The sequence below is a fragment of the Methylobacterium sp. 142-1Y genome, from assembly GCF_057747795.1.
Genome location: NZ_CM173224.1, coordinates 393,719 through 414,438 on the forward strand (window position 1 = coordinate 393,719; position 20,720 = coordinate 414,438).

Consider the following 20,720-nt stretch of genomic DNA (forward strand, 5'->3'; position numbering starts at 1 on the left):
ATGACGGCCCGGGCGACTCACGCCGAGAGATGAATCCAGCCCCCGACCGTCCGGTCGCCGATGCCGTCACCGGGCACTGGGTCGACCGGCACGCCCCCGAGGCGGTCCGGCCCTACCTGCGGCTCGCCCGCATCGAGCGGCCGATCGGCTGGTGGCTGCTCCTGCTGCCGTGCTGGTGGTCGGCGGCGCTCGCGGCCATCGCGGCGGGGCGCCCGGGCCCGAGCCTGTGGCACCTCGCCCTGTTCCTGGTCGGCGCGGTCGCCATGCGGGGGGCGGGCTCGACCTACAACGACATCGCCGACCGCGACCTCGACGCCCGCGTCGAGCGCACCCGCCTGCGGCCGCTGCCCTCCGGGCGCATCCGCGTGCGCCACGCCCTGACCTTCCTGGTGCTGCAGGCGCTGATCGGCCTTACGGTGCTGCTGCAATTCAACAGGACGGCGATCCTCGTCGGCATCGCCTCGCTGGCGCCCGTCGCCATCTACCCGTTCATGAAGCGGGTGATGCCGGTGCCGCAAGCCGTGCTCGGCCTTGCCTTCGCGTGGGGCGCGCTGATGGGCTGGGTCGCCCTGTTCGGCCGCCTCGATGCCCCGGCCTACTGGCTCTATGCCGGCGCCATCGCCTGGGTCATCGGCTACGACACCATCTACGCGGTGCAGGACATCGAGGACGACGAGATCGCCGGCATCAAGTCCTCGGCCCGCTTCTTCGGCACACGGGTGCGCCTCGCGGTGGCGGGCTGCTTCCTGGCCTGCGTCCTGTTCATCGGCCTTGCCCTGTCGGGGGCCGGGGCCGGGCCGATCGGTCTTGCCGGTCTCGCGCTGTTTGCCGGCCACCTCGCCTGGCAGGTCGGGCGGCTCGATCCGCGCGACGGCGCGGAGGCGTTGCGGCTGTTCCGCAGCAACCGGGATGCGGGGCTGATCCTGTTCTGCGGCCTCACGCTGGACGCGCTCTGGCAAGGCTTGATGTAGCCGTCGGGAGCGCTCAGACGCTCCCGCCCTCGGTCATCAGCGCCTCGTCGCGGTAGACCAGCGGGCGCAGCGGCAGGCGGCCGGTCTTGCGGCGGGTGAGGAAGCGCGGCCGGCGGTGGTTCAGCAGCCCGTGCCGGCGGCGGATCCGCACCGCGCCGAGCTTCACCCGGCCGAGCTGCTCGCCCATCGGGGAGACCGCGCCGTCCTCCTGGATCACCACCAGGGGCAGGCCCGATTCGGCACCGAGCCGGCGCCACACCGCCACCACCTCGTCGTCGCCGTAGAGGCCGAGCCGCATCAGCGGGTCGCCGCTGCGGTCGAGCACCATCACGGCGAAGCGGTCCTCGCCGGCGGCGTCGCTGGCATCGCCGTCGAGGCACAGCGCGAGGCTGCCGGCGGTGCTGGCGCCCGGCATGCGGCCGATCATCGGAAGCGCCGTCGGCTCGGCCTGGACCGGGCCGCGATGGATGACGGGGAGCCCGACATCGCGACGGGCGGCGCTGCTGCTCGAAGACCGGCTGTTCGACGAAGGGAATCTGGTGATCATGGTTCTGCTCGACGCCCTGTCCGCGTGAGGCGGCGACCTCTGTCGTGTCGTCCGCTGTTGATCCGACATTGGACCCGCACCGCCTCAGAACGCCTTAAAAGGCAGCGTTAAGCGATAGTTGGCGCGGCACAGATGAGCCGAATGCTCAACGGATCCTTGTCGCGACCCGATTCATTTATCGTTCACCGCCAGTACAAGGCAGGGCCGCGGAGTGAAACGGTTCGATAAGACGATGCGGCATCGCCATCACCGGGCGCGCCGCGACGAATCCTTGTGGCGCCCGGTGCCGGAGCCTACAACGAAGGAAATCCCGCTTCGGCTCGACCCGTGCCCGCCGCGGGGCGCCGGGCACTCCCCTCGAATCAGCGGCGGCCCTTCATGCCTCTCTCCGACGACCTGCGTCCTCTCCTGCCTCAGGTCAGGGCGATCATCCGCGAGGCCGCCCTCCTGGCGCTGCCGTATTTCCGGCAGGGCGAACGCACCTCTGCCCGGGTCTGGAACAAGGCCGGCGGCTCGCCGGTGACGGAAGCCGACGTGACGGTGGACACCTTCCTGAAGGTGCGCCTGAGCGAGCTGATCCCCGGCGCCGCCTGGCTCTCGGAGGAGACCCGCGACGATCCGGTCCGCCTCTCCCACGATCTGGTCTGGATCGTCGATCCGATCGACGGCACCCGCGCCTTCCTGTCCGGCGATCCCGACTGGTCGATCGCCGTGGCCCTGCTCGCGAACGGCCAGCCGGTCCTCGGTCACGTCGCCGCGCCGGTCACCGCGACCCTCTACGAGGCCGTGGCCGGGGAGGGAGCCACCAAGGACGGCGTGCCGATCCGGGTCTCGGCCCAGGCGGCCATGGCGGGGGCCCGCGTCACCGGCCCGAAGCCGATGGCCGACCGGCTCGAGCGCCAGCTCGGCCTCGGCGGGACCCCGGGCGCGCTGGTGCGGCTGCCGCGGATCCCCTCGCTCGCCCTGCGCCTGGTGCGGGTGGCGGAGGGCCTCGTCGATGTCGGGCTGGTCTCGTCGGATGCCCGGGACTGGGACCTCGCCGGGGCCGACCTCATCCTGCGCGAGGCCGGCGGCGCCGTGCTCGGCCTCGACGGGCAGGCCCCGGTCTACAACCGGCGCGACCCGATCCATGGCGAACTCGTCGCCCTGCCGCAGGCGTTGCGGGAGGCGGTGCTGGCGGGGCTTGCCTGAATGGCGGCGGCCGTCAGGCCACGCGTGGAAGTCTCCAGGTAGAATTGAGGCACGGGCTCCCCCCCTTTCCCCGCGGACGGGGAGAGGGTTGCGTCCCCGTCCAGGGGATGCGGCAAGCCCGAAGGGCGAGGGTGAGGGGGGCCCGGACGAGACTCCGCCGGCACCACCCCCTCACCCTCGCTCCGGCTTTCGCCTGCGCTCCTTTCGCACCCGGCAAGGGGTGGCGAAAGCCTCTCCCCGCCCGCGGGGACAGGAGCAGACCAGCACCTTTTCCTTTTCCCGATCGCCCTTCGCCAGTCGCGCTCATGCGGTTTGCCGGCGCAGAACGGTCGTGGAGCGGTCTCCCGCGTCGCAGTCGCGGCATCCGGCCGTTTCAAATGTTAAAGCCAAGCCGCGTATCTGCATCAATATATCCAAAACTCCATCAGATCATTCAAGAAGGCCGGCGCCGGCCGGTCTAGTTGGCGTGCAGCGCGTACCTCACCCTCGATTTCTCGCGCGGAGGCACGATGACAGCGAACGAAGCGGGCGACATCCCGGTCTCGCAGGAAATCCCGCCGGTCCTGCAGGAGGTCCCGATCGGCCTGGCCGAGACCGGCACGCGGACCGAGTTCGATTCGATGGGCCGGGTCGAGGTGCCGGCCGATCGCTACTGGGGGGCGCAGACCGAGCGTTCGCTGCACCATTTCGACATCGGCGGCGACCGGATGCCGAAGGCGGTCTACCACGCCTACGGGACGGTCAAGAAGGCCTGCGCCCTCGTCAATGCCGCGGCGGGCCGCCTGCCGGGCTGGAAGCGCGATGCGATCGTGCGGGCCGCCGACGAGACCATCGCGGGGGCGCTCGACGCGCATTACCCGCTCTTCGTCTGGCAGACCGGGTCCGGCACCCAGTCCAACATGAACGTCAACGAGGTGATCGCCAACCGGGCGATCCAGCTCCTCGGCGGGCGTCTCGGCAGCCAGCAGCCGATCGGCCCCAACGACGACGTCAATATGGGCCAGTCGTCGAACGACACCTTCCCGACCGCGATGCACGTCGCCACGGTCGAGGCGATCGATGCGCTCCTCTTGCCGCAGGTCGGCCGCCTGGCCGAAACGATCGAAGCCAAGGCCGATGGCTGGATGGAGGTGGTCAAGATCGGCCGCACCCATCTCGAGGACGCGGTGCCGCTCACGGTCGGCCAGGAATGGCACGGCTGGGCCGGGCAGATCCGCGCCGCGCTGGCCGAGATCGAGCGCAGCCGGGAAGGGCTCTATGAACTGGCGGTCGGCGGCACCGCGGTCGGCACCGGGCTCAACGCGCCGGCGGGCTTCGCCGCCGCGGTGGCGAAGACGATCGCCGAGCTCACGGGCAAGCCCTTCGTGACCGCGCCGAACAAGTTCGCCGCGCAAGGCTCCCTCGACCCGATGGTGCGGGCGCATGCCGGCCTGCGCGGCCTCGCCGTGGCGCTGATGAAGGTCGCCAACGACATGCGCTGGCTCGCCTCGGGCCCGCGCTGCGGCCTCGGCGAACTGATCCTGCCGTCGAACGAGCCGGGCTCGTCGATCATGCCCGGCAAGGTCAACCCGACCCAGTGCGAGGCGATGGTGATGATCGCCATCCAGGTCCTCGGCAACGATGCCGCCGTGGCCTTCGCGGGCAGCCAGGGCAATTTCGAGCTGAACGCCATGCGCCCGGTCATCATCAGCAACGTCCTGCACTCGATCCGCATCCTGGCCGATGGCTGCGCCCGGTTCCGCGAATTCTCGGTCGAGGGGACGGAGCTGAACCGGGAGCGGATCGCGGCCTATGTCGAGGGCAGCGTGATGCTGGTCACCGCGCTCTCGCCGGTGATCGGCTACCAGAACGCCGCCCACATCGCCGAGAAGGCGATCGCCGACGGGACCACCCTGCGCGAGGCGGCGCTCGCCTCCGGCAAGGTCGACGCGGCGCTGTTCGACAGGACGATCCGGCCGCTCGACATGGTGGGGCGGGGTCTCGCGGGCGCGTGACCTTCGGTCGAGGGCATCTGCTTCGGTCGAGAACTCCAGGCCATCCGCGACCTTGTCCTGACGTGCGAGCGAAGCGAGCCTCGAAGGAGGGCTCCGGATATCCCAGAGACCTCTGGAGTCCTGCTTCGAGGTCGGTCGATCTTCGATCGTATGCGATCTGCGATAGCCGACACCTCAGGACGAGATTGCGGGTGTGATGATAAAGGTATCGTCGATGTTGGTATCGCAATAATAATTCGTATTTTTATTTAAGACATCTGAGATTGCGAACGAGACGAACGACACCCGTCGACCACCCTCCAAGGAGAGGCACGATGATCCGTTGCGTCAGGATGTGGACCGGTCCCGACGGCGATTCCCTGTTCGAGGAAGGAACGATCGCGCTCGACGAGGGCGAGCGCGGCGACCTGATCGGCGGGGGGATCGCCGCGAAGGAAATCTCGTTCCGGGAGACCGGTTCTGGCGGGTCCTTCGCCTGGCACCAGGACCCGGTGCCGCGCTTCGTGCTCACCCTGTCGGGCACGCTCGAATTCGAGACCAAGTCCGGCCGGACCTTCACCATCCGCCCCGGCGACGTGCTGCTCGCTGAGGACAACAGCGGCTCCGGCCACCGCTGGCGGCTGATCGGCGACGAGCCCTGGCGGCGCGCCTACGTCGTCTACGAGGACGGGGCCGCGCTCCCGTTCACGCCCGCCGTCCGCAACGATTGAGCGCGAGGGGATCATGGCCTTTCATCCCAACGACAATCCCGACATCGTCCTGATCGGGGCCGGGATCATGAGCGCGACCCTCGGTACCGTGCTCAAGGAACTCGATCCTGCGCTCACCGTGGCGATGATCGAGCGGCTCGGCGACTGCGCCCGGGAGAGCTCGGAGGCCTGGAACAATGCCGGCACCGGCCACGCCGCCAATTGCGAGCTGAACTACACGCCCCAGCGGCCGGACGGCTCGGTCGACATCGCCAAGGCCCTGGAAGTCATACGCTTTCCGGTTGATTAGGCCAGCTTGGGCTTTGGCTTTGCGGTTTTGGGCAGCCAGTGGAAGCTTGTGCGTGAGCTGATGAGGCCGGGCTGCTCGCTTAAGGTCGCGCACCGCTGCTCGACCACGCGTTCCAACTCATCCAGGTTGGCGATGTACCGATTGACCACCGGCTCATCGACCAGCGGCCACAACGTCTCGGCCGGCTGCAGTTCGGGCGTATAGGGCGGCAGGTAGACGAGCCGCACACCCTCGGGCACGCTTAGATTGGGCTGCGTGTGCCAGCCGGCATTGTCGAGCATCACCACCGCCCGGCAGCGCGTGCCGGCTCCGACCTCGCGCGCGAAGTCGGCCAAGAGTCGCTCGAAGAACGGCTTGGACAGGCCGTTGGAGAGGTACCACACCGTCTCGCCCATGGCCGGCGCCACGAAGGCGGTGACGTGCAGCCACTTGAAGCGATGCTGGCCCAGCGCCACCGGCCGCTCTCCCGCCGGCGCCCAGACCCGTCGCGTGACCGGCTTCAGGCCGAGGCGGTGCTCGTCCATCGCGTAGACGACGACCGGCAGGCGCGGCTCACGGGCCTCCTCCTCGTCGACGGCCTGCGCCAACTTTTTTTAAAAGCCTGCGCAGCCTCGGGCGTGGCCGCGCGCGGGTTGCGCGGGCGCGGCCGTTGCAGCGACCAGCCCAGCGCCTTGAGCGCCTCCCAGCCGCGCTGCACCGCCACCTGCTCGCGCCCCAGGTCCTGGGCCAGGACGTCCGCCACCGTGCGGCTCGTCCACACGCCCCCGTCCGGCGGCGGCTCGGCCAGGCGCTGACGCAATCGCTCGAGGACATCTGGCGTCAGGAGGCTGGCCGCGGCCCCGTTGTGGCGGCGCCGATCACCCAGCGCCTCGACCCCCTCAGCGTTGTAGCGCTCGCACAAACGGCGCACCCAGCGTTCGCTGAAGGCGGTCGCCGCGGCGGCTTCTGCGAAACTGTGGCCCTTGGCCAGAAGCCAGATCGCCTGGGTCTGGCGGGCGGTGCGCGCGTCACGGCAGGCCGTGAAGCGCTCCGCCAACTCCGACACGCTCAGGTGGGCTACCGGGCCAGCCATCGCCGCCTCCTTCGACAAACAGCATGACCGACCAATGCGCCAGCACACCCGTCAGTTCACAGCTAAGCTGATCGAATCATACGGAAATCGTATCAATACCGAGTTCGACCTGTCGCGCCAGCTCTGGGCCCATCTCGTGAGGAAGGGCGCCATCCCCGATCCGCGCGCCTTCCTGCATCCCTGCCCGCATATGAGCTTCGTCTGGGGCCGGGAGAACGTGGACTTCCTGCGCACCCGCTACCGGGAGATGTCGGCGCATCATTGCTACCATGGCATGGACTACAGCGAGGACCGGGCGACGATCGCCGCCTGGGCGCCGCTCGTCATGGAGGGGCGCGAGCCCGGCCAGCCGGTAGCGGCGACCCGGATCGTCACCGGCACCGACGTCGATTACGGTGCGCTCACCCATCTGCTGGTGGCGCAGCTCTCGGCCCAGGACGGGTTCTCGGTCCATTACGACCGCGAGGTCGTGGGGCTCGACCGGGAGCCGGACGGGCGCTGGCGGGTGACCGTCACGGATACCTACGACGGCACGCAGGAGATCCTGCGGGCGAAGTTCGTCTTCATCGGTGCGGGCGGAGCCGCCCTCGACCTCCTGCAGACATCCGGCATCCCGGAGGGGAGGGGCTATGGCGGCTTCCCGGTGAGCGGGATCTGGCTGCGCTGCGACTCCGATGCGGTCTCGCGGCGCCACCACGCCAAGGTCTACGGCAAGGCCGCCAGCGGCTCGCCGCCGATGTCGGTCCCCCATCTCGACACGCGGGTGATCGGCGGCAAGACCTCGCTGCTGTTCGGCCCCTATGCAGGCTTCTCGTCGAAGTTCCTCAAGCACGGCTCGGTGACCGATCTCTTCCGCTCGATCACGCCCGGGAACGTCGTGCCGCTCCTCGAGGTCGCCAAGGACAACGTGGCGCTGACCGAGTACCTGATCGGGCAGGTGCTGCAGAGCGCGCACCACCAGTTCGCGACCTTGCAGCAATTCTTCCCGCAGGCCCGCCGCGGCGACTGGCGGGAGGCGGTGGCCGGCCAGCGGGTGCAGATCATCAAGCCGGATCCGGAGCGGGGCGGCGTGCTCGAATTCGGCACCGAACTCGTCTCGGCACAGGACCGCTCCCTCGTCGCGCTGCTCGGCGCCTCGCCCGGGGCGTCGACGGCGGCCTCCATCGCCATCGCGGTGCTGGAGCGCTGCTTTCCCGACCGCCTTAGCGGGGACGGTTGGCTGCCGGCGCTCGAACGCATGATCCCCACCTACGGCATCGACCTCAAGGTCGATGCCGAGGCCTGCCGGCGCAGCCGTGCGGAGACCGCCGCCCTGCTGCGCATCGAGAATGTCTGAGCGCGAGAATGTCTGAGGGAATGTCCGATGCCGCGGCCGGCCGGGTGGCCGGAACGGGCCTCGAGGCCTTCGCCCGCCTCGCCCTGCGGCTCGGGCGGCTCCTCCTCGCCAGCGGGTCCGACGCCGACCACGTCGTCGCGCGGATCGAGGCCGTCGCCGCCCGGCGCGGGATCGTCGCCCAGGTCTTCGCCGGCAGCGAGCGGCTGCTGCTCACGGTCGAGGCCGGCGGCGCCTTCCGCACCCGGATCGGGCACGCGCTGCCCGGCGGCGGGGTCGATCTGGGGCGCCTGTCGGCGCTGGAGCGCATCCTGGACGATCTCGCGGCCGGCGCAATCGACCTCGTCGAGGCCGGGAGCCGGGCCGATGCGGTCGAGGCTGCAGCCCCGACCTATCCGGCCTGGCTGGTGGTGGCCGCGGTGGCGACCACGACCGCCTGCCTCGCCCGGCTGTTCGAGGCCGCCTGGACTGTGGTCGCGGCGGCCTTGGCGGCCGGGATCGTCAACACGCTCCTGCGCCGCGCCTTCGCGGCCCGGCACCTCAACCCGATCGCCGCCGCCTTCCTCACCGCCGCGGCGAGCGGGCTCACGGGCGCGCTCCTCCTGAAGCTCGTCCCCGGCGCTTCTCCGGCTTTGTGCCTGGCGGCGGCCGGGATGATCCTGGTGCCGGGCGTGCCGCTGATCAACGCGATCGACGACCTCGCCCATGGCCATGCGGGGATCGGCCTCGCGCGGCTCGCCACCGGGACGGTCACGATCCTGGCGATCGGCTTCGGGCTTTTCTTCGCAGCCTCGCTCGCGGGCGATGCCCTGCCGGTGGCGGCGGGCGGCGGGCGTCTTCCCGTGCCGGAGGACGCCCTGGTCTCGGGCCTCGCGGCGATCGGCTACGGGCTGCTCTTCGGCGTACCGCCCCGCGCCCTGCCGGCCTGCGTGATCTGCGGGATCGCCGGCCATGGCGGCCGCACGGCGCTCGCCGTCACCGGCCTCGACCTCGCCGCCGCCACCCTGGCGGCGGCCGCGCTCGTCGGCCTCCTCGCCACGGGTGTGGGGCGGCGCCTGTCGCTGCCCTGGACCACCTTCGCGTTCCCGGGCGTCGTCGCGATGATCCCCGGCTCCTACGCCTTCCGGGCCGCAACCGGCGCCCTCGCGGTGATGGAACAGGGAGCCGCCGCACCCCCCGGCCTCGTGGCGGAGACGCTCGGCCTCGCGGTCGCCGCCATGGTCATGACCGCCGCAGTGGGGAGTGGCCTCCTCCTCGCCGTCTCGGCGCGGCGGCTCCTCGGGAACCGGCGCCGTCACGCCCGCGGGTGAGGGGATCATGCCTGCGTATGATCCGCCCAACCCTGCATCCGGTATTCATCGCATCCGCCGGCTGCCAGAATCGCCATCGATCGGATGCAGCCGATCCGAGGAGCAAACCGTCCAAATCCACGCCGATCGTCACAAGACGGGACGGGCCTGCAACGCCGAGACTTCATGACAAGACTTCACGAATCGTGTGCGCCTCGCGCGCTGCCGGCCGCGACCGGTCTTCGCGAATGTTCAGATCGTCGCTTTCAGATCATGATGGAGGATGCCGATGTCGACGGGCAATGTGGCCGAGCTGATGCTGGACGTGCTCGAGGAGGCCGGGGTCGCGCGCATCTACGGCGTGGTCGGCGACAGCCTCAACGGCCTGACCGAGGCCCTGCGCCGCCGCGGGACGATCGAGTGGATCCATGTCCGCCACGAGGAGGTGGCGGCCTTCGCGGCTGCCGGTGAATCACAGGTCACCGGCCAACTCGCCGTCTGCGCCGGCTCCTGCGGGCCGGGCAATCTCCACCTCATCAACGGGCTCTACGACGCCCAGCGCACCCGCACCCCGGTCCTCGCCATCGCGGCGCAGATCCCGTCGGCCGAGATCGGCGGCGGCTACTTCCAGGAGACGCATCCGCAAAACCTGTTTCGCGAGTGCAGCGTCTATTGCGAGCTGGTGACCGAGCCGCACCAGTTGCCCTACGTGATGGAGAACGCCGTCCGGGCGGCCGTCGGCCAGCGCGGCGTCGCGGTGATCGTCGTGCCGGGCGACGTCGCCCTGAAGCCGGCGCCGGGCCGCGGCGTCTCGGCCCGGGCGGGCCTCCTGCCCCCGGCCCCGGTTGTCAGGCCCTCGGAGCCTGAGCTCGACGCGCTGGTCGGGCTCCTCGACGGCGCCGAGCGGGTCACCCTGTTCTGCGGCCGGGGCTGCGCCGGGGCACATGCGCCGTTGATGCGGCTCGCCGAGACCCTGAAGAGCCCGATCGTCCACGCGCTCGGCGGCAAGGAGCACGTCGAGTACGACAATCCCTACGATGTCGGCATGACCGGCTTCATCGGCTTCTCGTCGGGCTACGAGGCGATGCATGCCTGCGACGTGCTGCTGATGCTCGGCACCGACTTTCCCTACAAGCAGTTCCTGCCGAGTGCCTGCCGGATCGCCCAGGTCGACATCCGGCCCGGGCAGCTCGGCCGCCGGGCAAAGCTCGATCTCGGGATCGTCGGCGACGTCGCCGAGACGATCGCCGCGCTGCTGCCGCGTCTGTCGGAGAAGACCGACCGCCTCCACCTCGACGACAGCCTCGCGCGCTACCGGGAGGCGCGGCGCGGGCTCGACCACCTGGCGCAAGGAACGCCCGGCCGCCCGCCGATCCACCCGCAATACCTCGCCCGGCTGGTGAGCGAGGCGGCGGCCGAGGACGCGGTCTTCACCTTCGACGTCGGCACGCCGACGATCTGGGCTGCGCGCTACCTGGCGATGAACGGGCGCCGCCGTCTCGTCGGCTCACTCGCCCACGGCTCGATGGCCAATGCCCTGCCGCAGGCGATCGGCGTGCAGGCGGCGCAGCCGGGCCGGCAGGTGGTCTCGCTGTCGGGCGATGGCGGCTTCACCATGCTGATGGGCGATCTCATCACCCTGACCCAGCAGAGGTTGCCGGTGAAGGTGGTGGTGTTCAACAACGGCACCCTCGGCTTCGTCGCCCTGGAGATGAAGGCCGCGGGCTTCGTCGAACTCGGCACGAGTCTTGAGAACCCGGACTTCGCCGCCATGGCGCGGAGCATGGGGATCCACGCGATCCGCGTCGAGGATCCGGGCGACCTGCCCGGCGCGGTGGCCGAGATCCTAGCCCATGACGGACCGGCCCTCCTCGACGTGGTGACGGCGCGCCAGGAATTGTCGATGCCGCCGACGATCGGACTGGAGCAGGTCAAGGGCTTCAGCCTCTGGTTGATCCGCGCCGTGATGAGCGGGCGCGGCGACGAAGTCCTCGACCTCGCCAAGACCAACCTCCTGCCGCGCTGACGCAGACGCCCGCCTCGCCCTAGGTAAGCCATCACGACCGACCCGAGGAGGCCGCTGTGGACCTGACGCCGCTGATGCTGTCGCGGATCCAGTTCGCGTTCACGATCTCGTTCCACATCATCTTCCCGGCCTTCACGATCGGGCTCGCCGCCTGGCTCGCCTTCCTGGAAGGCTGCGGGCTCGTCACCGGCCGGCCGATCTACCGGCGCCTGTCGGATTTCTGGCTCCGGATCTTCGCCGTCGCCTTCGGCCTCGGCGTCGTGTCGGGGATCGTGATGGCGTTCGAGTTCGGGACGAACTGGAGCGAGCTGTCGCGGCGCACCGGGCCGATCCAGGGCCCGCTGCTCGGCTACGAGAGCTTCACCGCCTTCGCGCTGGAGGCGGGCTTCTTCGGCGTGCTGATGTTCGGCCGCAACCGCGTGCCGCGCTGGGTCTACTTCCTGGCCTGCCTGATGGTCTGCCTCGGCACCAGCCTGTCGTCGTTCTGGATCATGGTGAACAACACCTGGATGCAATGGCCGACCGGCTTCACCACCGGGGCGGACGGGGTGTTCGTGCCGACCGACTGGTCGGCGATCATCTTCAACGAGGTGGTCTGGGTGCGCTTCCCGCACATGATGCTGGCGGCCTACGTCACCTCGGCCTTCTGCATCGCGGCGACCGGGGCCTGGTACATGCTCCGGGAGCACGGCGCCTACGAGGGCCGGGTGATGCTGACGATGGCGCTGCGCCTCGCGGCGATCCTGGTGCCGATCCAGATCGCCTTCGGCCACCTCGCCGGCGACTACGTCCACGACAAGCAGCCGGCCAAGTTCGCCGCCATCGAGGGCCGCTGGCAGGACGAGCAGCCGGCCTCGGAAATCCTGATCGGCTGGCCGGACGAAGCCGCCGAGACCACGCGCTATGCCGTGGCGATCCCCTATCTCGGGAGCGTGATCGGCTCGATGAGCCTGACGGCGAAGGAGATCGGCCTCAAGAGCTTCCCGCCGGACCAGCGCCCGCCGGTCGTCATCCCGTTCTTCGCCTTCCGGGTCATGGTCGGCTGCGGGCTCGTGATGCTGGGGCTCGCCTGGCTCGGGGCCTGGCTGAGCCTGTCCGAGCGCATCCGGCACGCGCGGCTCTTCCTGCGGTGCACCTTCCTGTCCTTCCCGCTCGGCTTCGTGGCGACGCTGACGGGGTGGTTCACCGCCGAGGTCGGGCGCCAGCCCTGGGTCGTCTACGGGCGCTTACGCACCGCCGACGCCGTGACCCCGTTCCTGACCGCGCCGCAGGTCGGCACGAGCCTGACGGTCTTCGCCGTCGTCTACGCGCTGATCTTCGCCTTCGGCACCTTCTACATCTACCGCCAGCTCCGGGCAGGGCCGGTCCCGGCGCCCGACCTGCCGGACCGCGCCACCAACCCGAAGCGCCCGCTCTCGGTCCCCGGGGCGAGCCCGGGACTTGCGAGAACCTCTGCCGGAACCATGGAGGCCGGGGAATGACCCTCGTCGATTTCTGGGCCGCCGCGCTCGCGCTCTCGATCCTGCTCTACGTCCTCCTCGACGGCTTCGACCTCGGCGTCGGCATGCTGTTTCCGTTCGCCCCCGGCGAGGCCGGGCGGCGGCAGATGCTGGCGGCGATCTCGCCGGTCTGGGACGGCAACGAGACCTGGCTGGTGGTGGCTGCCGCGACCCTGTTCGGGGCCTTCCCGACCGTCTACGCGCTCCTGCTCTCGGCCTTCTACCTGCCGCTCCTCCTGATGCTCGCCGGGCTGATCCTGCGCGGCGTCGCCTTTGAGTTCCGCTACAAGTCGCAGGCGATGCGTCCGCTCTGGGATGCCGGCTTCGTCGCCGGCTCCTATGCGGCGGGCTTCGTGCAGGGCACCGCCGTCGGCGCGATCGTCGAGGGCCTGGCGGTCGAGAACGGGCGCTATGTCGGCAGTCCCTTCGCCTGGGCGACGCCCTTCGCGCTCCTGTGCGGGATCGGCCTGTGCATCGGCTACGCGCTGATCGGCGCCTGCTGGCTTGCCGGCAAGGGCGCGTTCGACGTGCGCGCCTTCAGCCTGCGAATCCTGCCCCGGCTGATGGCGGCGCTGGCGATCTTCCTGGTCGCGGTGTTCGTCCACGCGGCGATCCTGCACCTGCCGGTGCTGCACCGCTGGAGCGAGCGGCCTTACCTCGTCCTGTTCCCGATCGTCGGGCTCGCGGCCTTCGCCACGATGGCGCTCGCCCTGCGCCGGGACCACGACCGCCTCCTGTTCCCCGCCGGCGCCGCGATCTTCTGCGCCGCCTTCGCCACCCTGGCGGTGTCGTTCCTGCCCTACATGGTGCCGTTCACGGTCACGATCGCCGAGGCGGCGGCGCCGGAGAGTTCCCTGCGCTTCCTGTTCTGGGGTGCCGGCCTCTTCGTCCTGCCGATCACGCTCGCCTACACCGCCGCGGTCTATTTCATCTTCCGCGGCAAGGTCGACACCGATGTCGATTACCACTGAAACGGTTTCCGACGGATCGCGTCGCGATGCGGAAACCGGCTCCGCTCAGGCGCCGCGCGGGCCTGCGATACGGGTTCCGGAACGTCTTCCGGAACCCGCATCATCCGCGCGTTCAGCCCCGCCCGGTCCCCGCCCGCCACGACGCCATGCTGGTGAACACGCCGTCCCGGCGGATCAGCCCGTGCAGCAGCGCCGCCCCGAGATGGGCGAGGACGATCCCGAACAGCGCGTAGGCGAGCACGGTGTGGAGGACCCGCAAGGCCGCATAGAGCATCGGGCTGCCCGGCAGGATCGGCGGCAGCACCAGCGGGCCGGCGAGCGCCACGGGATAGCGCGCCGCCGAGAGCATGCCCCAGCCGACGAGGGGCAGGGCGAGCATCAGCCCGTAGAGCGCGACGTGCGAGGCATGCGCGGCCCGTTTCTGCCAGGCGGGCAGGTCCGCCGGCAGGGGCGGCGGGGCATGGCGCCGACGATAGGCGAGGCGCAGGAGCGCCAGGACCAGGATCGCGGCGCCGAGCGGCCGGTGCAGCGAGACGAGCGCGTGGTAATGGCTCAGCGACGTCACCATCGCGACGCCGATCAGCAGCATGGCGAGGATCAGGACCGCCATGCTCCAGTGGAGCAGGCGTGCCGGCCAGGTGAAGCGTGCAGCGTCGGTCCGGACGGAACTCGTCACAGGGCGGCTCCATGAAGCGATGCGCCGGTGACGGCCGAGGGCGTCTTCGCCTCGCCGGAGCGCCGGGTGAAGGACTGCGAATAGGCGGCCGAGCGGGCGCTCAGGAGGGGATCGTCGGAGGGCGCGATCCCGTCAGGCAGGACGAGGGGATCGAAGTTGATGTCCCGGCAATCGCCCGGAGCCTCGGGCGCGGCGCCGGTGAGCGTGAGGGTTCCGGCATCGACGGTCTCGCGCTCCGCCGGCCACGGAATCGTCGCGTCGTCGGTCGCGTCGCCCGGCCGGCCGATCGTGACCACGAGGTGCCAGCGCACGGGCTCCCGCCGCAGGGTCGCCGCGAACTCGCCGAACAGGAAATTCGTGTCGGCGCTCGCCGCGGTCGCGCCCGCCTGCGGCGCGGCATCCCGCTCGGGAATGTAGGCGAAGCGCACCGGCGTGGCATGGCCGTCGGTCGCCACGAACCGGAATGCGTTGAGGCTCCGGTAGGTGTCCTCGGAAAAGCCCGCGGTGATCGTGCGGGCCTTGATCAGGGCGGCGGCCTTCGCGCTCTCCGGATGCGCCGCCAGGAAGGCGTGCATCCGTTCGGGATCGGGCTTGCCGGTGGCCGGATCGGGCCTGGCGGCGCGCAGCTGCTCGTAGAAGGCTTCGGGTGTCCCGACCGGGAAGACCGGGATGTCGTTCATGGCGGTGCGCCACTCCTCGCCGTCCGGCAGCCGGAAGCGCAGGGCGAGGCTGCGCACGGTGGCCTCGGCATCCGCCGCATAGGGCTGGCCGCCCGCGAGCGCGACGCGGCCCTCCACCGGGGTGACCCGGCCCGCGGCGAACAGGGAGGCTTTCGAGAGCCGCGCGCCCGCACCGCTCGCCGCGAATTCGCCGGTCACGCACAGCCCCTTGGCGTGGTTGCGCCGGAAGCCGGGATGCGGGCCGTTCACCGCCTCGAACCGGTCGATCAGCCGGGCCGGGGTGAGGGCCCCCGGCGTGAGCCAGCCGCCCGCATACGCGAAGGTGCCGGCAGTCCCGGCGAGCACCGCACCGATGGCGCAGAGGCGCAAAGCCAGGGCGCGCCGGGACAGGCCGGGCGGTGCCCCGATCAGGTCGTTCAGCCTCATCATCGGAATCCTCGAAGGGGAGCGTCGCGCCGTGCACGACCGATGGATGATCCGTCCTCGACATCCTCCGGCCCGTCCCGGACCCGGCGGGCGGTCCCGCCGGGCCTGCAACCGAATGCCGGAGGCGCCGCGTCATACGCTTTCCGATTGATCGCTTCGCGATGCGGAAAGCGGCTTCGCTCAGGCGTGTGAAGCCTACGGCTTCACCGCGCGGGCTGATGATACGAAATCCGGAAGTGATCTTTCGGATTTCGTATCATTCCGGGATCAGGGCATCCGCCGGGCCGCCCGCATGGCTGCCGCTGTAGCGATAGTCGGGGTTCACCGTCCGGCGAACCAGCGGGGCCGGCGTGCCCTCCGGGATGAGCGCGTCCGCGGGACCGCCCGCATGGCTGCCCGGATAGGCATAGGCCGGGTTCACCGCCTTGCGGCGCACCGGCTGCGGGACGCCGTCGGGGATCAGCGCATCGGCCGGCCCGCCGGCATGGGTGCCGGAGTAGGCGTAGGCGCCGGCGGGGCGGCCATGGTCCTGGGCGTTATCCTGAGCGGTCGCGGCGCCCGTCGAGGCCAGGAGGAGCAGGACCGGGAGCAGATTTCGCGTCGTCATGACAGTATCCTCGTCCGTGAGGTTGCGAGATCTCCGGCTGGAGATGCGATCGTTGTACCGGCCGTTCCGCATTCCCGCAGTCAGACCAGGATTTACGCGACTCACAACAAAGGACGGGACAGTCATACGTCGGTATGGTCGTCTGTCCGGTGCGCCGTCGCACGCGCGCTTCGACGGACCATCCCTAAACCTCCGTATGGTTTCGAACGATCACGGTGCGGGGCATGGTCCGGCTCAGCCGCAACGGCCGGGATGGTGCGGGCGAGGAGGAGGGGACCGACATGGCGCTGGACATGACGATGGACACGGCAATGCCCTCCTCGGCGATGGCGCTCCCCGGCGGCGGACAGGCGGCCGGCGAGGCCTTGCGCCGCGCCGAGGCCGCCCGCAGCGCCATGGCGCGCCTCCTCGCGGTCGCCGGCCACGACCTCAAGCAGCCCCTGCAGGTCGCCCTGATGGCGATCGAGTGCGCGGTCTCGGACGGCGTGGCGCCCCGCGCCGCCACGCGGCTCGGCATGGCGAGCGACGCGCTCCTGCGCCTCGGGCGCGAGCTCGACGACCTCGCCCGCACCTCGCAGGCCGGCGAGGCGGTGCCGCATCTCGGCCCCGTGCCGCTCGGCCCGCTGCTGGCGACGGTGGCGGAGGAATGGCGGGCCCTCGCCGATGTCCGCGGCATCGCCCTGCGCGTGCACCCGACCGGAGCCTGCGCGGCGACGGATGCAACGATGCTCGCCACCATCCTGCGCAACCTCGTGGGCAATGCCGTGAAATACGGGCGGACGGGCGGGCGGGTGGTGATCGGCTGCCGCCGCCGCGGCCGGCGCCTCGCGATCGAGGTGCACGACGACGGTGCGGGCATCGCGTCCGAGCGGCTCGCCACGATCTTCGAGGCCTTCGACCGGGCCGGGCGCCGGGACGGCGCGGGCCTCGGGCTCGGACTCCACATCGTGCGCCAGACCGCGCAGGCGCTGCGGGCGCCGGTGCGCGTCGCCTCGGTCCTCGGGCGCGGCACGGTCTTCGGCGTGACCCTGCCCCGCGCCGAGCCCCGGTCCAAAGATGCGTACGACGCCTAAGCAGATTTCGCAAAAATGGCCGCCGGGTTTGCGCAGAAAAACTGCGACAAAACAAGGATCTGAGCGGACGAAGCGTTGGCCTGCCAACGCAAGCCTGATGAGACCCGAGATTACCACCGGGGCCGGTCCCCGGGTCGCGGCGCTGGCCATCGCGCTCGCGGTCTTCCTGTTCGACGTGCTCTCGCCCATCGAGGGCGCGGTCGCCGTGCTCTACGTCGTGGTGGTGCTGATCGCCGCCCGGGCCTTCAGCCGGCGTGGCGTGGTGCTGACCGCGGTCGGGTGCCTCGCTCTCACGGCGACCGCCTACCTGATCTCCCATGGCCCGAACGAGACGGGGGCGCCGCTGCTGCGCTGCCTCGTCAGCCTCGCGGCGACCGGCATCGCCACCGCGCTGGCCTTGCGTCACAAGGCCGATGCCGCGATCCTGGCCGAGCAGGCCCGCCTCCTCGACCTCACCCACGACGCCGTCTTCGTGCGCGATGCCCGCGAGGTGATCACCTTCTGGAATCCGGCCGCGGAGGCGCTCTACGGCTGGAGCGCCGCCGAGGCCGTCGGCTGCGTCGCGCACGACCTCCTGCGCACGCGGTTTCCCGCCGAGAAGGGGGCGATCCTGGCCGAGCTGCACCGCACCGGCCGCTGGGAGGGCACCCTCGTCCAGCACGTGAGCACCGGCGGGACCATCACGCTGGAGAGCCGCTGGGCACTGCAGCGCGATGCGGCGGGCGCGCCGCTCGCCGTCCTTGAGACCAACACCGACGTCACCGAGCGCGAGCGCACGCATGCGCGCCTCGTCGCCAGCGAGCGGCGCTACCGCTCGATCTTCGACAACACCCAGGTCTCGATCCTCCAGCAGGACTGGTCGGCGGTGCAGGCCGAGCTCGACCGGCTGCGCGCCGACGGCGTCGCCGACCTCGCCGCCCGCGCGGCGGACCCGGCCTTCGCCGCGCGGGCGCGCCGGCGCGTCGCCCTCGTCGACGTGAACGCCGCCACCTTGCGCATGCTGCGGGCGACCGATCGCGAATCCCTTATCGGCCCCCTCGCGGATCTCCTGCCCGAGACGGATCAGAGCTTTCCCAAAGCCCTCGCGGCGCTCGCCTCCGGGGCCAGGACCTTCGAAGGCGAGGCGCAGATGCGCGCCCGCGACGGCACCCTCGTGCCGGTCCTGTTCGGCATCCGCTTCCCGGCCGATCCGGCCGAGCTCGACGCGGTGCTCGTCCACGCCCTCGACATCACCGACCGCAAGGCGGCGGAGGCCGCGCAGCTCACCCTGCAGGCCGACCTCGCCCACGCCGCCCGCGTCGCCACGATGGGCGAGCTCACCGCCACCATGGCGCACGAGATCAACCAGCCGCTGGCCGCCGTGGTGACGAACGGCGAGGCCGCCCTGCGCTGGCTGAAGCGCCCTGTGCCGGATCTGGGCGAGGTGACGGACGCGCTCGGCCGGGCGGTGGCCAACGGCAAGCGGGCCGCCGAGATCGTGGCGCGCATCCGCGGCTTTCTCAAGAAAGCCCCGCCGCGCCGCGAGAGCCTCGATCTGCCCGAGATGATCGCCGAGGGCGCGCAACTTCTCGACCGGGAGCTGGCGCGCCAGGCCGTCAGCCTCGTCACCGAGGCCGGGCCAGACCTGCCGCGGGTGCGCGGCGACCGGGTGCAACTGCAGCAGGTGGTCGTCAACCTGATGGTCAACGGCATCCAGGCGATGGCGGCCACATCCGGCCGGGCGCGGGTGCTCACCCTGCGGAGCACGTGGCAGGACGACGGACAGGTGCGCGTCGACGTGACCGATACGGGCGACGGGATCGCCCCGGAGGCGCGGGAGCGGATCTTCCAGCCGTTCTACACGACGAAGGCCGACGGCATGGGCATGGGGCTGGCGATCTGCCGCTCGACGGTCGAGGCCCATGGCGGCCGGCTCTGGATCTCGGAGGCCGGGCCCGGCGCCGCGTTCCACATGCTGCTGCCGGTGGACGGGGAGGACGTGCCGTGACCCAGACATCCGCGCCTGCGCCGACCGTGTTCGTGGTCGACGACGACCCGGACCTGCGCGCCGCCCTGGCCTCGCTGTTCCGCTCCGTCGACCTCGCCGCCGCGACCTTCGCCTCCGCGGCGGAGTTTTTGGCGGCGAAACGCGGCGACGGGCCGGGCTGCCTCGTCGTCGACGTGCGGATGCCGGGCCTCAGCGGGCTCGAGTTCCAGGACCGGCTCGCGGGTCTCGGGATCCCCCTGCCGATCGTCCTGATGACCGGCCACGGCGACATCCCGATGTCGGTCCGGGCGATGAAGGCCGGTGCCGTCGACTTCCTCGCCAAGCCTTTTCGCGATCAGGACATGCTGGATGCCGTCTCGGCGGCGCTGGCGCGCGACGCGCAGCGGCGCAGCCGCGACACCGGCCTCCAGGCGCTCAGGACGGCCTACGAGACGCTCACCGTACGCGAGCGCGAGGTCCTCGCCCAGGTGACGGCGGGGTTGATGAACAAGCAGATCGCGGGAAACCTTCACTTGAGCGAGATCACCGTCAAGATACACCGCGGCAACGTGATGAGGAAAATGGCGGCGCGCTCGCTCGCCGATCTCGTGCGCATGGCCGAAGCGCTGGGGATCGACCAAACCTCAGTATGATGTCAAAGCGCCGGGGGTGGGCCCATAGTCGCCGACAGGCACCCTCCCTCTCGGTCAGCCGGATCCGCTCAGGCCGCCGGACCGGGTCGGCCGGGCTTGGTTGGCCGGATTTGGCAGCGCAAGGCACACGATGTTCCGCACCCCGACGATCGCGATCGTGGACGACGACGAGGCCGTCCGTACCGCCACGGCGAGCCTCGTGCGCTCGCTCGGCTACGCGGCGCAGACCTATGCCTGCGCTCAGGACTTCCTCCGCGCGGCGCCGGCCACTTCGCCCGATTGCCTGATCACCGACGTGCAGATGCCCGGCATGACCGGGATCGAGCTTCAGGAGCGCCTGCGGCAGGAGGGTCGTACGCTCCCGGTCATCGTCGTCACGGCCTTCGCGAGCGACGCCCTGCACCGGCGCGCCGTGGCGAGCGGCGCCTGCGCCTTCCTCGAGAAGCCGGTCGGGGGCGACCTGATGGAGCATTCCCTGCAGGTGGCGCTGGCGGAGGGCGGGTGCCGGCAGGGGGCCGCGGTGACGGGCGGCGCCTGATACCAACGGTCGTTGAAAACGACCGTTGGTTCCGTTCTCGAATTTTCGCCAAGCCTCTGGCCTGGTGTTGACGATTCGAGATGGGTCAACGGCCCCGTCGATCCCGGGCTTGACCGAGATCGAATCGATGCGTCGGCATCTTGGGCCGTTGGCATGAGCCGGCATCGGGAGAGGGCCGCGCTCGTCGGGCGACGACCCTCGGCTGCGCG

Annotated in this window: 19 protein-coding genes and 2 pseudogenes; 15 read left to right on the forward strand and 6 right to left on the reverse strand. The window is 70.7% G+C overall.

Features of this window, described 5'->3' with window-relative positions:
* The first annotated feature begins 29 nt into the window (after positions 1-29).
* On the forward strand, positions 30-971 hold the full coding sequence (gene ubiA, locus AC3AOF_RS01795) for a 4-hydroxybenzoate octaprenyltransferase (protein ID WP_236990827.1): 942 nt from the start codon (positions 30-32) through the stop codon (positions 969-971).
* 13 nt (positions 972-984) lie between these two features.
* Here ubiA and AC3AOF_RS01800 read toward each other — a convergent pair whose 3' ends face one another.
* The gene (locus tag AC3AOF_RS01800; RefSeq protein ID WP_236990828.1) at positions 985-1,386 is read right to left on the reverse strand and encodes a DUF6101 family protein; all 402 of its coding nucleotides are present in this window, start codon (positions 1,384-1,386) and stop codon (positions 985-987) included.
* Here AC3AOF_RS01800 and AC3AOF_RS01805 point away from each other — a divergent pair.
* The 5 genes and pseudogenes from AC3AOF_RS01805 to AC3AOF_RS01825 form a co-directional block, all read left to right on the forward strand.
* Complete coding sequence (locus AC3AOF_RS01805; protein ID WP_236990829.1) at positions 1,385-1,546, forward strand: hypothetical protein; 162 nt, start codon at positions 1,385-1,387, stop codon at positions 1,544-1,546. The genes AC3AOF_RS01800 and AC3AOF_RS01805 overlap by 2 nt on opposite strands.
* A 350-nt stretch (positions 1,547-1,896) precedes the next feature.
* Positions 1,897-2,709, forward strand: a complete 813-nt coding sequence (locus AC3AOF_RS01810) for a 3'(2'),5'-bisphosphate nucleotidase CysQ (RefSeq protein ID WP_236990830.1) — start codon at positions 1,897-1,899, stop codon at positions 2,707-2,709.
* Between the two features lie 509 nt (positions 2,710-3,218).
* Positions 3,219-4,703, forward strand: coding sequence for a class II fumarate hydratase (gene fumC / locus AC3AOF_RS01815; protein WP_488347522.1), 1,485 nt, complete (start codon positions 3,219-3,221; stop codon positions 4,701-4,703).
* Between the two features lie 314 nt (positions 4,704-5,017).
* Positions 5,018-5,413, forward strand: a complete 396-nt coding sequence (locus AC3AOF_RS01820) for a cupin domain-containing protein (RefSeq protein WP_488347523.1) — start codon at positions 5,018-5,020, stop codon at positions 5,411-5,413.
* Between the two features lie 13 nt (positions 5,414-5,426).
* Positions 5,427-5,681, forward strand: a pseudogene (locus AC3AOF_RS01825) (malate:quinone oxidoreductase); the annotation flags it as partial.
* A gap of 17 nt (positions 5,682-5,698) precedes the next feature.
* On the opposite strand, the gene AC3AOF_RS01830 reads toward AC3AOF_RS01825, so the two are convergent.
* Positions 5,699-6,289 carry an IS630 family transposase gene (locus AC3AOF_RS01830; protein ID WP_236993125.1) on the reverse strand — a complete coding sequence of 197 codons (591 nt, stop codon included), beginning with the start codon at positions 6,287-6,289 and terminating at the stop codon, positions 5,699-5,701.
* Positions 6,202-6,774, reverse strand: coding sequence for a helix-turn-helix domain-containing protein (locus AC3AOF_RS01835; protein WP_236990882.1), 573 nt, complete (start codon positions 6,772-6,774; stop codon positions 6,202-6,204). The genes AC3AOF_RS01830 and AC3AOF_RS01835 overlap by 88 nt, the downstream gene beginning before the upstream one ends.
* A 91-nt stretch (positions 6,775-6,865) precedes the next feature.
* Between AC3AOF_RS01835 and AC3AOF_RS01840 the strand changes: the two are divergent.
* From AC3AOF_RS01840 to cydB, 5 genes and pseudogenes are all read left to right on the forward strand, one after another.
* Positions 6,866-8,110, forward strand: a pseudogene (locus tag AC3AOF_RS01840) (malate:quinone oxidoreductase); the annotation flags it as partial.
* A gap of 20 nt (positions 8,111-8,130) precedes the next feature.
* A complete protein-coding gene (locus AC3AOF_RS01845) occupies positions 8,131-9,417 on the forward strand; it encodes a threonine/serine exporter family protein (protein ID WP_488347524.1) in 1,287 nt (428 codons plus the stop codon).
* 268 nt (positions 9,418-9,685) lie between these two features.
* The gene (poxB, locus tag AC3AOF_RS01850) at positions 9,686-11,422 is read left to right on the forward strand and encodes a ubiquinone-dependent pyruvate dehydrogenase (RefSeq protein ID WP_488347525.1); all 1,737 of its coding nucleotides are present in this window, start codon (positions 9,686-9,688) and stop codon (positions 11,420-11,422) included.
* 56 nt (positions 11,423-11,478) lie between these two features.
* A complete protein-coding gene (locus tag AC3AOF_RS01855) occupies positions 11,479-12,903 on the forward strand; it encodes a cytochrome ubiquinol oxidase subunit I (RefSeq protein WP_488347526.1) in 1,425 nt (474 codons plus the stop codon).
* Positions 12,900-13,892 carry a cytochrome d ubiquinol oxidase subunit II gene (gene cydB, locus AC3AOF_RS01860; protein WP_488347527.1) on the forward strand — a complete coding sequence of 331 codons (993 nt, stop codon included), beginning with the start codon at positions 12,900-12,902 and terminating at the stop codon, positions 13,890-13,892. The genes AC3AOF_RS01855 and cydB overlap by 4 nt, the downstream gene beginning before the upstream one ends.
* A 112-nt stretch (positions 13,893-14,004) precedes the next feature.
* Here the strand turns inward: cydB and AC3AOF_RS01865 are convergent, their stop codons facing one another.
* The 3 genes from AC3AOF_RS01865 to AC3AOF_RS01875 all read right to left on the reverse strand — a co-directional run bounded on the left by AC3AOF_RS01865 (position 14,005) and on the right by AC3AOF_RS01875 (position 16,281).
* A complete protein-coding gene (locus tag AC3AOF_RS01865) occupies positions 14,005-14,502 on the reverse strand; it encodes a cytochrome b (protein WP_488348946.1) in 498 nt (165 codons plus the stop codon).
* Between the two features lie 62 nt (positions 14,503-14,564).
* Entirely contained in the window at positions 14,565-15,677 is a 1,113-nt protein-coding gene (locus AC3AOF_RS01870) for a catalase family peroxidase (RefSeq protein WP_236990838.1), read from the reverse strand.
* A 253-nt stretch (positions 15,678-15,930) separates the two neighbouring features.
* Complete coding sequence (locus AC3AOF_RS01875; protein ID WP_236990839.1) at positions 15,931-16,281, reverse strand: hypothetical protein; 351 nt, start codon at positions 16,279-16,281, stop codon at positions 15,931-15,933.
* 224 nt (positions 16,282-16,505) lie between these two features.
* On the opposite strand from AC3AOF_RS01875, the gene AC3AOF_RS01880 reads away from it, so the two are divergent.
* The 4 genes from AC3AOF_RS01880 to AC3AOF_RS01895 all read left to right on the forward strand — a co-directional run bounded on the left by AC3AOF_RS01880 (position 16,506) and on the right by AC3AOF_RS01895 (position 20,511).
* On the forward strand, positions 16,506-17,354 hold the full coding sequence (locus tag AC3AOF_RS01880; protein ID WP_236990840.1) for a sensor histidine kinase: 849 nt from the start codon (positions 16,506-16,508) through the stop codon (positions 17,352-17,354).
* A gap of 97 nt (positions 17,355-17,451) precedes the next feature.
* Complete coding sequence (locus AC3AOF_RS01885) at positions 17,452-19,341, forward strand: PAS domain-containing sensor histidine kinase (RefSeq protein WP_488347528.1); 1,890 nt, start codon at positions 17,452-17,454, stop codon at positions 19,339-19,341.
* Entirely contained in the window at positions 19,338-19,973 is a 636-nt protein-coding gene (locus AC3AOF_RS01890; RefSeq protein WP_488347529.1) for a response regulator transcription factor, read from the forward strand. Before AC3AOF_RS01885 ends, AC3AOF_RS01890 begins: the two co-directional genes overlap by 4 nt.
* A 130-nt stretch (positions 19,974-20,103) precedes the next feature.
* A complete protein-coding gene (locus AC3AOF_RS01895) occupies positions 20,104-20,511 on the forward strand; it encodes a response regulator transcription factor (RefSeq protein ID WP_488347530.1) in 408 nt (135 codons plus the stop codon).
* Positions 20,512-20,720: the final 209 nt, after the last annotated feature.

Coding starts and splice junctions, on each gene's coding strand:
- ubiA (WP_236990827.1), top strand. CDS start 30: ATGAATCCAGCCCCCGACCGTCCGGTCGCCGATGCCGTCACCGGGCAC.
- AC3AOF_RS01805 (WP_236990829.1), top strand. CDS start 1,385: ATGCGGCCGATCATCGGAAGCGCCGTCGGCTCGGCCTGGACCGGGCCG.
- AC3AOF_RS01800 (WP_236990828.1), bottom strand. CDS start 1,386: ATGCCGGGCGCCAGCACCGCCGGCAGCCTCGCGCTGTGCCTCGACGGC.
- AC3AOF_RS01810 (WP_236990830.1), top strand. CDS start 1,897: ATGCCTCTCTCCGACGACCTGCGTCCTCTCCTGCCTCAGGTCAGGGCG.
- fumC (WP_488347522.1), top strand. CDS start 3,219: ATGACAGCGAACGAAGCGGGCGACATCCCGGTCTCGCAGGAAATCCCG.
- AC3AOF_RS01820 (WP_488347523.1), top strand. CDS start 5,018: ATGATCCGTTGCGTCAGGATGTGGACCGGTCCCGACGGCGATTCCCTG.
- AC3AOF_RS01835 (WP_236990882.1), bottom strand. CDS start 6,774: ATGGCTGGCCCGGTAGCCCACCTGAGCGTGTCGGAGTTGGCGGAGCGC.
- AC3AOF_RS01845 (WP_488347524.1), top strand. CDS start 8,131: ATGTCCGATGCCGCGGCCGGCCGGGTGGCCGGAACGGGCCTCGAGGCC.
- poxB (WP_488347525.1), top strand. CDS start 9,686: ATGTCGACGGGCAATGTGGCCGAGCTGATGCTGGACGTGCTCGAGGAG.
- cydB (WP_488347527.1), top strand. CDS start 12,900: ATGACCCTCGTCGATTTCTGGGCCGCCGCGCTCGCGCTCTCGATCCTG.
- AC3AOF_RS01865 (WP_488348946.1), bottom strand. CDS start 14,502: ATGGCGGTCCTGATCCTCGCCATGCTGCTGATCGGCGTCGCGATGGTG.
- AC3AOF_RS01870 (WP_236990838.1), bottom strand. CDS start 15,677: ATGATGAGGCTGAACGACCTGATCGGGGCACCGCCCGGCCTGTCCCGG.
- AC3AOF_RS01875 (WP_236990839.1), bottom strand. CDS start 16,281: ATGACGACGCGAAATCTGCTCCCGGTCCTGCTCCTCCTGGCCTCGACG.
- AC3AOF_RS01880 (WP_236990840.1), top strand. CDS start 16,506: ATGGTCCGGCTCAGCCGCAACGGCCGGGATGGTGCGGGCGAGGAGGAG.
- AC3AOF_RS01885 (WP_488347528.1), top strand. CDS start 17,452: ATGAGACCCGAGATTACCACCGGGGCCGGTCCCCGGGTCGCGGCGCTG.
- AC3AOF_RS01895 (WP_488347530.1), top strand. CDS start 20,104: ATGTTCCGCACCCCGACGATCGCGATCGTGGACGACGACGAGGCCGTC.